The sequence below is a fragment of the Falsihalocynthiibacter sp. S25ZX9 genome (genome assembly GCF_041205405.1).
Lineage (GTDB): Bacteria > Pseudomonadota > Alphaproteobacteria > Rhodobacterales > Rhodobacteraceae > Falsihalocynthiibacter > Falsihalocynthiibacter arcticus.
Window position 1 is genome coordinate 166,174 of sequence record NZ_JBGFCD010000010.1, and the last position, 12,023, is coordinate 178,196.

Here is a 12,023-nt window from a genome sequence, read left to right on the forward strand (position 1 = left end):
TCAAGCTATTGGTGACAAAAGGCGGCCACGTTTTGCCGCGATATCCAGCCAAACAGCTAGAATAATGATGGCCCAAGTGACGACGTATTGAACGTAGAATTGCAATCCAACCAGCAACAGGCCGTTCTGGATAAAGCCAAGGATCAACACTCCAATGACCGTTTTGAACACCGTGCCAGAGCCGCCCATCAACGACGCGCCCCCAAGGATAACAGCCGCAAGAACGTCGAGTTCCAGCCCCTGCCCCACGGTGTTTTGGCTACCCAACGACCGACTGGCCTGAAGCAAACCTGCCGTGGCAACACAGAAGGAAGAAATCAGGTAACACATAAAGATCACCCGTGCGCGCGGCACACCAGAAAACGTTGCCGCAATCCCATTGCCCCCCACCGCATAGGTTTTTCGCCCAAACGGCGTCTTGGCCAACAACAGGCTCAGAACAATGGCCAACAGCCCGAAAATAAGAACCGGCACAGGCACGCCCAAAACTTCTTCTCGACCGAAGAACCCGAACCATGTGCCTTGTTTGTCGGCGATATCCATGTTTTTCCCGCCGGAATATGTAAGCGTCAGGCCGTGGATGGCCGACAACATTCCCAGCGTCACAATCAACGAATTCAGCTTTAAATATCCAACAAGAAATCCAACCAAAGCTCCCAAGGCCATTGTCATCGCGAACATGACAGGAATGGCGAGTTCGGGGCCGATTTTGTCATGAAGATCGAGAACGACGATGGTTGAAAAGGACATCATCGAGCCAACAGAGAGATCAAGATTGCCGCTAATAACCACGAATGTGACACCGAGCGCCATCACCCCAAGAATGGCCGACGAGCGCACAACGCCCAGAATATTATCTAGGCCAAGAAACCGATCATTCGCCAAAGCAAATCCAACCATGAATATCGCAAAAGCGATCAAAATCCCTTGGCGCGCCAAAACATTGCCAATAGCCTTCATTTTATCATCTGCCATTATGTCCTCCCCACGCGGTCCTTCAGACCAGCGTCATTCCCCCGTCGATCATCACGATCTGTCCGGTCATATAGTCGCTATCACTAGAAGCCAGAAACGTTGTTGTACCCGTAATATCAGCAGGTTGCGCCACGCGTCCTTTTAAAATTCCCGTCGCGAATTCTTCCATCGCTTCGCCTGGTCGGCTTGAGGCGCCCATTTCCATCAGGCTTCGGTCCACATCTTCCCACATCTCCGTGGCAACCACGCCCGGCGCAAAGCCTGTGACAGTAATATCATGCTTCGCAAAATCACGCGCGCCCGCTTGCGTTAGGGCGACGACGGCGAATTTTGAGGCACAATATGGGGCCACGTTATCAAACCCCTGTCGGCTCGCAATTGACGCGGTGTTAATGATTTTCCCACTGGTTCCTTGCGCAATCATTTGCTTGGCGGCTTCCTGCATCCCGATCATTACACCAAGCGCATTGATGTCCATTATGAACTTCCAGTTTTGTTCCGTAACATCCAAGAAATTCATCGGTTTGTTAACACCAGCATTATTGAATTTCACGTCCAACTTACCAAAGGCATCCACGGTCTGGGAAATCATCGCGACGACCTGTTCACGCTGGGTGACATCGACCATACAGGACAAAACCTTCCCGCCATGTTTCTTGGCGCGCGTCTCGTTCTCTGACGCGACCTTCGCAACCTTATCGCCATTGATGTCCGCGAAACAAACGTCCGCGCCCTCGTCCAACAATGCCTCACCAATGGCGCGCCCAATTCCCTGCGCCGCTCCCGTGACAATACAAGATCGCCCAGTGACTCGTCCCATGGCACCCCCTCAGTGTTTCAAAATATTTGGAAAAAGGGCGGATGGATCGTGTATAATCCATCCGCCCTCGGGAGCGTTCCTAGAAGACAGGCTTCGTGAACTCATCCATATTCGCTTTGGTGATTTTGGGCGTATCGAAGTAGTTCAAAAACGGAACTTCTTTGCCATTCAGAACATCCAAGGCGGTCTTGAGCGCTGCTTCGGCGTCATCGACCGGAGACTGGTAGATCGAGCCATAATACTCGCCGCGCGCCATCGCTTCATAGCCAACTGCAAAGTTTGTAGCACCGACGAAAGCGATTTCGCCAACGCGACCCGCCGCAACGGCAGCGTTCATCGCGCCAACACCCATGTTGTCATCCCCAGCGTAAACACCGTCGATGTCATCATATTTTACAAGGAATGCTTCCATGACCGTTTGCGATTTCTCACGGTTCCAGTCACCAGGTTGCGTTTCGACCAACTCAACGTCTGGGCACACTTCGGGAAGGCGATCTTCGAACCCTTTGGCGCGCTCGATCGCCGTTGTGTAGCCAGGTTGGCCCGAAATTTGCAGGACGCGGCCTTTGCCACCCAACGCTTCACACATCAATTCCGCAGACCGAGATCCTTGTGTGATGTTGTCCGGCCCCGAGAAGGATTTAACAAACTCGTGCCCCGCTTCGGCGATATTCGAGTTGGTGACAATAACCGGAATGCCTGCTTTGAACGCTTCGCGCACGGCGGGGATAACCGCTTCGCCATTCGTTGGCCAAATGATGATCGCATCAACTTCCTGTTGAATTAGATCCTGCATTTGGGCAATTTGGCGCGCAACGTCACCGCCAGCATCCAAAACCACTGCCTCTACATCTGCATTCGCTTCGGCCGCTGCAATAAAAGCCTTTTCATAGGTCGTTTGATAGCTATCGACACCAACGTTGTTTTGCGTAATTCCGATTTTATATGTGTCGGCAGCTGCGGCACCAGCAATAACTAATCCTGCGATTGCCGTTGTCCCCACAATCAGTGATTTTAATGACGTGTTCATTTAAGTTCCTCCCATTTATCCATTTTCCCTCAGGTTGCAGCCCCTCCCGGACTAGGAACGAATCCTTAAAGCAACCTCGTTCGTCAATCTTCGCGAAATGCAGAGCGCACCTGCCTTCAAATATATCCATTTTGAATATTTTAGTATCCATAATGGATTTTTTCCCCATACTTCCCAGACACTCATTCTGAACATTCTACGGAGGTGGGGCATTCCCCATAGGTATTAAATGAACACTTCTCGCAAAGACGGACTGGCTCCTTTGAAAATGCAAGACATCCTTAAAGACAATCTGAACACCCCGGGGGTCCCCTCTGGGGCGGCTCCCACCAAGGGTGGCGTAGAAGTGTTGCGTGTCATTGGATTTCTTGAGGCATTCACAAGCGAAGTTGATACCGCGTTGGAAATCACGGCTCCCAATCCGTATTTGAATATGGCGCTCACACTGATCCGCAACCACGTTGAAGGCAAGGCAATAACCGCCTCGGCGCTTGTCGCGGCCTCCGGCACCCCATATGCGACGGGCCGACGCAAGCTCGACGAGATGCTAACCTCAGGCCTTATTGAACAGCGCCCCCGTACAAAAACTGGCAAAACATTCTCGCTTCATCCAAGCGTCGACCTCATGTCCAAATGGGATCAACTGACGGGGCGTGTTCTGCGGTTGGCCGCACAAAGCCTTGGCACCAGCGACAAAGAAGCCGCCGAGAAGCACTATTATTTCGGCGGCTCCTATATGGATGGCAAGACCATTCCGGCACCGCAAGTCTTGCCCGAACCGCTCGCCCTTGCGGGTGGTCTTCGTATTTTGGTGCATGGCGATCCAACCTTCATGGTGATGGATAATCTCAAGCGTCAATTTGAACAAATGATCGGTGCCAAGATCAACCAGCGCGCCTTTTCCATCGACCGCCTACACGAGGAATCCCTGCGCAATTTTGATCGCAAGGTAAGCCGCTACGATATTATCGCGGTTGATTTGCCATGGATCGGCGAGTTTGCGGACAAGGGCGTTCTGCTCCCCCTCGACAATCTACTGGATGTCGAGCGCCTTGATCCGAGTGATTTTCACACTGCAGGTTGGCAAGGGGCACATTGGGGCGGCCGCCCCTTTGGCGTTCCCAGCCAAACAACGCCTGAGTTGTTGTTTTACCGCAAAGACTGGTTCGCCCAAGCGGGACTTGAACCGCCTTCAACGACCGATCAAGTGTTAAACGCTGCCCGCACCCTCCATAACCCATCTCGGGGACGATATGGCATTGCGTGGAATGCCGCGCGCGGCACCGCGCTTGGACACCAATTCATGATGGCCTGCGCCGACTTCGGCCAACCGATCTTGAACCTTCATCCGATCGCGGGGGGCTACAGCGCGGACGTTGCAAATAGGACCGATTTGGAGCCAACGATTGACACACCGCTTGGGTTGCAAGCAGCCGAATACCTCAAAAACCTGCTCGACTTTTCGCCCCCCGACATCCTCTCCATGTCTTGGTATGAGCGGATGCGCCCCTATGCGGCCGGCAAAATTGCGATGGCCTATGGCTATACGTTGCTCGCGCCATATTTTGAGTCCGACCCCTCGTCTCCTGCCTTTGGCGAGACCGGATATTTACCGCACCCTGCGGGACCTTCGGGGCATCCCGTTGCCCCTGTGGGCGGCTATGTCTTGGGCATTCCGTCCAATATCGCCGAAGAACGACGCGGCCCAGCCGCCGAAGCGCTGATCGCCTTCACGTCTCCTGCGGCACAAAAACTCTATGTCCAAAATGGCAGCCGCACCGCCCCACGGTATTCCGTGGGCGCTGATCCCGAAGTCCGCCGCCTCTCCAGTATTTTCGAAGCTGTGGATGCAATGTCTTGGCGCGATGAGCTGCAATTTTGGCCCCGCCCTCCGATTCCGCAAATTGCTGAAATCACACGCATTTGCGGCGAGGAAATGCACGACATGTTGCGCGGAATTATTAGCCCGCGCGACGCCCTGAAAAACTCTCAATCGAGGGCAGAAATCGCCCTAAGACAATAACATAGCGAGGACACCATGGACCCTAAACGCCTATCAGGTAAGAATATTCTCATCACCGGTGCCGCCCGTGGCATGGGGGCAGCAAATGCCGAAAACTTTGCGGCTCAGGGGGCAAACATTTGCGTCGGTGATCTGGATCTGGACGAAGCGCAAAAGGTCGCGGACGGTATCAACGCCCAAGGCAACGGCAAAGCAATCGCGGTCCGAATGGATGTGACAATACGCGAAGACAACGCTTCGGCGGTTGCGGCCACGGTCGCCGCTTTTGGCTCCATCAATGTTGGCGTTTTCAATGCCGGCCTCAACAAACCCCGTTTCTTCATGGATATTGATGAGGAAAACTGGGACACGATCATGAATGTAAACACTAAGGCAATGTGGCTTGGTATGCAGGAAACCGCCCGCCAAATGATCGAACAAGGTCCGATGGCTGATCATCCCTACAAGTTGATCAACGTCGGCTCAATTGCATCACGCAAACCTCTGGTCGATGTGACGGTCTATTGCACATCAAAATACGGCTGCCTTGCTCTTACCCATTGTGGCGCGGTCTCCTTGGGCGAGCACAATATTACTGTCAACGGCTACGCCCCTGGTGTGGTGGTGACCCCGCTTTGGGAACAGCTCGACAAAGATTTGGTCGAGATTGGCTTTAAGGAGCGCGCCGGACAGGCCTATGAAGACATCGCCGAGAACGAATTGGTGATCAAACGGGTGTCCTACCCCAAAGATATTGTTGGCACGGCTTCTTTCCTTGTCAGCGACGACAGCGACTACATGACGGGTCAAATGATCCACATCGATGGCGGCTGGTGCATCCAGTAACCTTCGGGCGCTAAGCCCACCCACGATACAACATTCAATTTTTTAGCGCGCCCATTGGCGTGCCAAGGAGGCTATCATGGCTCAACCAAATATATCCGCCCTCAACCCGCGCATCCTGCAACCGGGCGATATCGACCCTAACTGGCGCTGGGACAAGCACATCCCGTCATCGGGCCATATGTCCGTCGATTTCGAGAACCGCGTCAATCACGACCGCTTGCGCCGCTACCGTCTTTCCCGTGCCAAGGACGCGTTGAAAAAGTCCGACCTTGGCTCGATGCTGATGTTTGACACCAACAATATTCGCTATGTGTCCGGCACCAAAATCGGCGAATGGGAACGCGATAAAATGTGTCGTTTCTGTTTGTTGGCGGGCGACGAAGAACCCTATGTTTGGGATTTTGGATCCGCCGCGGTCCACCACCGCGACTATTGCGATTGGCTTGATCCAGAGCGGATGCTTGCGGGTGTTGTCGGCATGCGCGGCACCATTCCGCCTTCCTTCGGACTTATGAAACGCTATGCCGAAGAGATCGCGGGCCTGATCAAAAAGGCTGGCATGGCCGGAATGCCTGTGGGTGTCGACTATGCCGAAACCGCCATGTTCTTTGCGCTGCAAGAGGCAGGTTTGAACGTTGTTGACGGCCAGCAAGTGATGCTCAGCGCGCGTGAAATCAAGAATATTGACGAAATCCAACTGCTAAACCAAGCCGCCGCCATGGTCGATGGTGTTTACCATATGATCTATGAGGAGCTCAAACCGGGTGTGCGGGAAAACGATATCGTCGCGATGTCCAACAAAATGCTCTACGAAATGGGCTCGGACGATGTCGAGGCGATCAATGCGATTTCCGGCGAGCGCTGTAACCCACATCCACACAATTTCACCGACCGGCTTATCCGCCCCGGAGATCAAGCGTTCTTTGATATTTTACAATCTTATCAAGGCTATAGAACGTGTTATTACCGCACTTTCAACGTCGGATTCTCGACCCCAAGTCAGGACGACGCCTATGTCAAAGCCCGCGAGTGGATTGACGCCTCAATAGAAGCGATCAAACCCGGTGTGACCACCGACGAGGTCGCCAAACTCTGGCCCAAAGCCGAAGAATTTGGCTTCCCAGACGAGTTGTCCGCGTTTGGCCTTCAGTTTGGCCACGGTCTCGGCCTCGCGCTGCACGAACGCCCTATCATCAGCCGCGCCGTATCCTTGGATAACCCAATGGAAATCCAAACGGGCATGGTCTTTGCGTTGGAAACCTATTGCCCCGCAACCGACGGGTATTCAGCGGCACGGATCGAGGAAGAAGTCGTGGTGACAGACACGGGTTGTAAGGTGATTTCGCTCTTCCCCGCGCAAAACCTCCCGATCGCCAACCGATACTAACCTCCCTGAACGTCCCCGCTTGCGCCTTCTTGCTCGGGCGGGGACTTTTTAGCGAAAGGCCAGACATGAGTACCGCGAAAACAAACACCGAAGACTATCTGCGCATGTACACCCAAATGGCGCGCATTCGCGCGTTTGAGGACAACGCAAACCAGCTGTATCTCAGCGCCAAAATGCCCGGTCTGACCCATATGTATTCCGGTCAAGAGGCCGTTGCCGTTGGCATCTGCGAAGCTTTGACCAAAACGGATAAAATCACCTCGACCCATCGCGGCCACGGCCATTGCGTCGCCAAAGGCGCCGACTTCAAACGGATGTTTTGCGAGCTTTTGGGCAAAGAAGAGGGCTACTGCAGGGGCAAAGGTGGCTCGATGCATATCGCGGATCAGTCCAACGGAAACTTGGGCGCAAATGCCATTGTTGGCGGTTCCATGGGCATTGCCACAGGGTCCGCTCTCAGCGCCAAACGTCTGGGAACAGAGGATGTAACGGTCTGTTTCTTTGGCGATGGCGCCACCGCACAGGGCTTGATGTATGAGGTCATGAACATGGCCGCGCTTTGGAACTTGCCGGTGATTTATGCCTGCGAAAACAACCTTTACGGCGAATATACCAGAGTTGAAGAAACAATGGCCGGATCGATCACTGCCCGCGCAGAAGCCTTTGGTATTGAAGCGTTCAAAGTCGATGGTCAGGACGTTTTGGCCGTCAATGATTTGGCGCAAAAGCTGGTGGCGCGCTGTCGCAAGGGCGAAGGGCCGTTCTTTATTGAGTTGGAAACCTACCGATACCACGGCCACCATGTCGGCGACATTAACCGCACCTATTACCGCTCCAAGAAAGAAGAAGCCCATTGGAAAACGGAACGCGACCCCATCATCAATTTTGGAAAATGGCTCACCGCTGAGGGCATCACAACGGAGGCGGAATTGGAAGCCATCAAGGCCGACGTGAAAACCGATGCCCAAGCCGCCGTGGAATACGCCCTTTCCGCCAAATACCCTGACGAGGCTGAAGTCGACATGCACGTCTTCGCCACCAACGCCTAAGGAAAAACCATGCGCGAAATTACACTTTCCAAGGCCGTAAACGAGGCCATCGCCGAAGAAATGCGGCGCGACGATACCGTTTTCCTGCTGGGCGAAGATGTGGCCGAGGCCGGCACCCCGTTCAAAGTCCTGTCGGGTTTGGTCGAGGAGTTTGGTCCCGAGCGGATCATCGACACCCCCATCGCGGAACCCGGTTTTATGGGCATTGCCGTTGGCGCCGCCATGACGGGCAGTCGTCCTATCGTCGATCTGATGTTTGGCGACTTTCTATTTTTGGTCATGGATCAACTATGCAATCAGGCCGCAAAGACGCACTATATGTCTGGTGGCAATATGAGTGCGCCGCTTGTCCTGCGGACAAATCTCGGGGCCACACGCCGCTCGGCAGCTCAACACAGCCAATCGCTCCATGCCCTCGTTGCTCATATACCGGGCCTTAAAGTTGCGATGCCTTCGTCCGCCTATGAGGCGAAGGGCTTGATGAAAACGGCCATTCGGGACAACAATCCCGTCGTAATCTTCGAAGACAAGCTGATGTATAACGACAAAGCCCCCGTCCCCGAGGAAGAATATCTGATCCCATTCGGGGTCGCTAATATCAAACGTGAAGGCACGGATATCACCCTGATTGGCACCTCATCCATGGTGCAGATTGCCGAAGCCGCCGCCGAGATTTTGGCCGCTGAAGGGATCAGCGCCGAGGTCATTGACCCGCGCACAATTGTCCCTCTCGACGAGGACACCATTTTAAAATCTGTCCGCAAAACCAGCCGCGCTATTGTGATCGACGAAGGTCATCAGAGCTATGGCATCACGGGCGAAATCGCGTCGCGGATCATGGAAAAAGCCTTCTATCATCTAGACGGTCCGGTGATCCGCATGGGGGCGATGGATGTACCCGTTCCGTTTTCGCCAGCCTTGGAAGACATCACCGTTCCAACCGCCGAAACGGTCGCCGAAACCGCCCGAAAACTCATGCGCGGGGAGATGTTCCATGGCGCATGAGGTCATCATGCCCGCCCTAGGGATGGCGCAGGAAACAGGTAAAATCGTAAGCTGGCAGAAGCAAGCGGGCGATGCCGTCAAGATCGGCGACGTGTTGATGGAGGTCGAGACCGACAAAGCGGTCATGGATGTAGAAGCGCTCGCAGATGGCTATTTAGGCTCCGTTAGTGCCGCGGAGGGCGACGACGTGCCCGTCGGACAGGTCATCGCATTGATTTCAAACAGTGCAGACGCAACATCCGATGTGCTACCCGTTGCGTCACCCGCCATACCGCAGACTACCGAGCCCGCAATATCGCTGCCGACGGCGCCTTCGATTGCGAAAACAGCACCCCCTAAAAACCCTTCAACCCTGCCAATAAATGGTACGGACGCGAAGATATTTGCCTCGCCCAAAGCCCGCCGTTTGGCCAAGGAACAAGGCTTGGATCTGGAGCGCTTGGTCGCTCTTGGACACCCGCAACCCTATCACGCAGCTGATCTGGAAACTCTGCGCAATTTACCCGCAACCAGCGCGCCCACAGCACAGCAAGGCGCGGCCTTGCCAAATCAAATCACCGCGCGGGTCGCCACCAAAGGCACGCAGGACTTTCTTAAATGGATGCAGAACGAGGGCAATGTCACGCTCGCACCCTCTGCCATCTGGGCCGCTTTTGCCGCCGCCGCGCTGCGAAGCGCGCTCCAAGCGGGCGATGATGAACTGGTTATTTCGCTATTGGACCTCCACGCAGAAGGGCGTCGTCTGACAAATCCTGACCGGGCGCGCTTGTCGTTTTTGCCTGAGAGTGACCCCGACGCCCGCGCCAATTTGGCCCTGCGGGATTTAAGCGCCAGCCCGATTTCCAGTCTGCGCCTCGCGGGTTGGGACGCGCCTTCCCTCAGCATCGCCACCGAGGGAGATACCTATCTGATCTGCCTTGATTTCACGCCCGATCAGCTCTCCGACGCGCAGGCCATCCAGCTTATTTCTGAATTCGCTGATCGCCTGACCGACCCTTTGCGCCACTTACTTTGATATTCTGGAGACCCTAATGAAACATACTGACCTCTACATTGACGGCCAATGGCGCACTGGAGCATCCGGCTTGCGTTTTGACGTGATGAACCCCGCAACCGAAGAGGTGCTTGCTTCTGTGGCCTCTGCGGAAATCGCCGACGCCGATGCCGCCCTTGATGCCGCCGAGGCCGCGATGGCGCTTTGGGCGGCCCAAACCCCACGCCAGCGCTCCGAAATCTTGCGCAAAGCATGGGAGCTGATGACGGCCCGTTTACCCGAATTCGCCCACCTGATTACGTTGGAAAACGGTAAAGCTCGCGCCGATGCGATGGGCGAGGCAACCTATGCCGCCGAGTTTTTCCGCTGGTTCTCCGAGGAAGCCGTGCGCGCCGACGGAATGATAACGCATGCCCCAGCCTCTGGCGCACGGATCATCGTGCAACACAAACCTGCGGGCATCGCGGTGCTTGTCACCCCGTGGAATTACCCCGCCGCAATGGGCACCCGCAAGATCGCTCCCGCTTTGGCTGCAGGCTGTGCCGTGATCATTAAACCAGCCTCCGAAACGCCGCTGACCATGCTGGCGCTGATGCCGCTTTTGGAGGAAGCTGGCGTGCCCAAAGGCTTGGTCAATGTCCTCCCTTCGCGCAAATCCGGCGCATTGGTGGATCACATGCTGCATGACCCTCGCGTACGAGTTGTCAGCTTTACCGGCTCGACGGGCGTGGGTCGAAAGCTGCTCCATTCCGCAGCCGACCAAGTGTTGAAGCCAGCAATGGAACTGGGGGGCAACGCACCGCTGATCGTCTTTGAAGACGCCGATCTTGACGTCGCCGTCGAGGGGGCAATGTTGGCAAAAATGCGCAATTTGGGCGAGGCCTGCACCGCCGCCAACCGCCTCTATGTGCATGCCGATGTGGCCGAAGCCTTTACCACGAAATTCACCGCAGCAATGGCGGCCTTAACGATGGGCGACGGGACCGATCCAAGCGTGGACGTTGGGCCACTGGTGAATGCCGATACGCGCGATAAGGTTGCCGCATTTGTTGCAGATGCCGTTGCCAAGGGGGCCAAAATTGAACTGGGCGGCACCGCGCCAAGTGGCAAGGGTTTCTTTTACCCGCCAACCGTTTTGTCCAACGTCGCAGAGACCTCTGATTGCGTGCACGACGAGATTTTCGGCCCCGTTGCCGCGCTGCAAACCTTCACCGACCAAGAAGACGTCATCCGACGCGCCAACGACACGGAATATGGCCTCGTGGCTTACGTCTTTTCCGAAAATATGAAGCGTGCTCTGCAGGTCTGTGAGCGTCTGGAATACGGTATGGTTGGTTTAAACCGTGGTTTGGTCTCCGATCCCGCAGCGCCCTTTGGGGGAGTCAAACAGTCAGGCTTAGGCCGCGAAGGGGGCCATGAAGGCATGCTAGAATTTATGGAAACACAATATATTTCGGCCAGCTGGTAGGGTGAGCAGTGTGTCGGATAAAATTGTCGTCCGACGTCGGCGCAATTAGGTCTAGATAGCGCCATTTGGTAAATAGATGTATTTGGTACGGTAACCACCGCATCCTAGCCACAAAAAGCGTCCTCTTTTAGTCAGAACTAATAGGTGCCCGTTTAGAGAACACGTTTAAACAAAGTGACCATAGATTGGCCTGCTTCCCGTCTCCGCAGCCTTCTTTTGTTCTTTTTCAATCGTTTGCATAAAGCGTTCCAATGCACGCTCACTACCAGATTGTTTTGTCTTAGTTATATTGGTGGTGTCATCTGTTGACGGCCCCTGTTTTGCAAGGATTTATTTGAGCTGATTTTGATCGTTGCAGGTTGCGGTCATGTGTCCGGCCTGTTGACGCGGTGCATGTGACCGCTGGCCTTTCCTCTCAGCGATGCCAGCATCGCCTGCCAGACAACG

General features: G+C 54.8%; 10 protein-coding genes. 7 read left to right on the forward strand and 3 right to left on the reverse strand.

Annotated features, from left to right (window positions below; all coding sequences use genetic code 11):
* From AB9F29_RS13030 to AB9F29_RS13040, 3 genes are all read right to left on the reverse strand, one after another.
* The gene (locus AB9F29_RS13030; RefSeq protein ID WP_369755985.1) at positions 1-975 is read right to left on the reverse strand and encodes an ABC transporter permease; all 975 of its coding nucleotides are present in this window, start codon (positions 973-975) and stop codon (positions 1-3) included.
* Between the two features lie 22 nt (positions 976-997).
* Positions 998-1,795 (reverse strand): SDR family oxidoreductase, encoded by a 798-nt coding sequence (locus AB9F29_RS13035; protein ID WP_369755986.1) that lies wholly within the window; start codon positions 1,793-1,795, stop codon positions 998-1,000.
* A gap of 79 nt (positions 1,796-1,874) precedes the next feature.
* Positions 1,875-2,825, reverse strand: coding sequence for a sugar ABC transporter substrate-binding protein (locus AB9F29_RS13040; protein WP_335584655.1), 951 nt, complete (start codon positions 2,823-2,825; stop codon positions 1,875-1,877).
* A gap of 229 nt (positions 2,826-3,054) precedes the next feature.
* On the opposite strand from AB9F29_RS13040, the gene AB9F29_RS13045 reads away from it, so the two are divergent.
* From AB9F29_RS13045 to AB9F29_RS13075, 7 genes are all read left to right on the forward strand, one after another.
* Positions 3,055-4,848 (forward strand): ABC transporter substrate-binding protein, encoded by a 1,794-nt coding sequence (locus AB9F29_RS13045; RefSeq protein ID WP_369755987.1) that lies wholly within the window; start codon positions 3,055-3,057, stop codon positions 4,846-4,848.
* A 15-nt stretch (positions 4,849-4,863) separates the two neighbouring features.
* Positions 4,864-5,673, forward strand: coding sequence for an SDR family oxidoreductase (locus tag AB9F29_RS13050; protein ID WP_335584653.1), 810 nt, complete (start codon positions 4,864-4,866; stop codon positions 5,671-5,673).
* A gap of 76 nt (positions 5,674-5,749) precedes the next feature.
* Positions 5,750-7,060, forward strand: a complete 1,311-nt coding sequence (locus AB9F29_RS13055) for a Xaa-Pro peptidase family protein (protein WP_335584652.1) — start codon at positions 5,750-5,752, stop codon at positions 7,058-7,060.
* 65 nt (positions 7,061-7,125) lie between these two features.
* Positions 7,126-8,109, forward strand: a complete 984-nt coding sequence (locus tag AB9F29_RS13060) for a thiamine pyrophosphate-dependent dehydrogenase E1 component subunit alpha (protein WP_369755988.1) — start codon at positions 7,126-7,128, stop codon at positions 8,107-8,109.
* A gap of 9 nt (positions 8,110-8,118) precedes the next feature.
* Positions 8,119-9,114, forward strand: a complete 996-nt coding sequence (locus AB9F29_RS13065; RefSeq protein WP_369755989.1) for an alpha-ketoacid dehydrogenase subunit beta — start codon at positions 8,119-8,121, stop codon at positions 9,112-9,114.
* Positions 9,104-10,129 carry a biotin/lipoyl-containing protein gene (locus tag AB9F29_RS13070; protein ID WP_369755990.1) on the forward strand — a complete coding sequence of 342 codons (1,026 nt, stop codon included), beginning with the start codon at positions 9,104-9,106 and terminating at the stop codon, positions 10,127-10,129. Before AB9F29_RS13065 ends, AB9F29_RS13070 begins: the two co-directional genes overlap by 11 nt.
* 16 nt (positions 10,130-10,145) lie before the next feature.
* Positions 10,146-11,576, forward strand: coding sequence for an NAD-dependent succinate-semialdehyde dehydrogenase (locus tag AB9F29_RS13075; RefSeq protein ID WP_369755991.1), 1,431 nt, complete (start codon positions 10,146-10,148; stop codon positions 11,574-11,576).
* Positions 11,577-12,023: the final 447 nt, after the last annotated feature.